Genomic DNA, 385 nt, shown 5'->3' with positions numbered 1-385 from the left:
CGAGGCCCGCCACGACAAAGCCGCCGTACAGCAGGGCTCGCGGCGTCCGGCGCTCCGGGGCGGGGAACGCCAGGGGGAAGCGGGCCCACGCCACCAGCCTCCGACACAGCGCGAGCGTCGCCCGGCTGACGAGGTTCCGGTGCTCCATCCACCGGGGAAAGCCCTCGCGCGGAACGAAGACCCACATCGCGCTCAGGAAGAAGAAGGCGCCGAGCAGCACGACATACGCCCAGAACGTCACGGCCATCAGCGCGGAGCCGCCCGCCCGCAGTGACGCCATGCCCGGCAACTGGAGCACGATGTTGTGGACCTGCGGCAGGTTGGTCAGCGCGAGGCCCGCCGCCAGCAGCGCGATGACCGTCGCGAGCCGCTTCTCGAGATAGGT

At 71.2% G+C, this 385-nt stretch carries 1 protein-coding gene; it reads right to left on the bottom strand.

Going from position 1 to position 385, the window contains the following annotated elements:
• The coding region (locus tag D7Y04_RS44975; RefSeq protein ID WP_158627717.1) for a hypothetical protein at positions 1–385 on the bottom strand (385 nt) is incomplete at both ends.

This window comes from Corallococcus sp. AB038B, assembly GCF_003668955.1.
Taxonomy (GTDB): domain Bacteria; phylum Myxococcota; class Myxococcia; order Myxococcales; family Myxococcaceae; genus Corallococcus; species Corallococcus exiguus.
The sequence above is the reverse complement of the archived record's forward strand: the minus strand, read 5'-3'. Positions and strand labels throughout refer to the sequence as shown.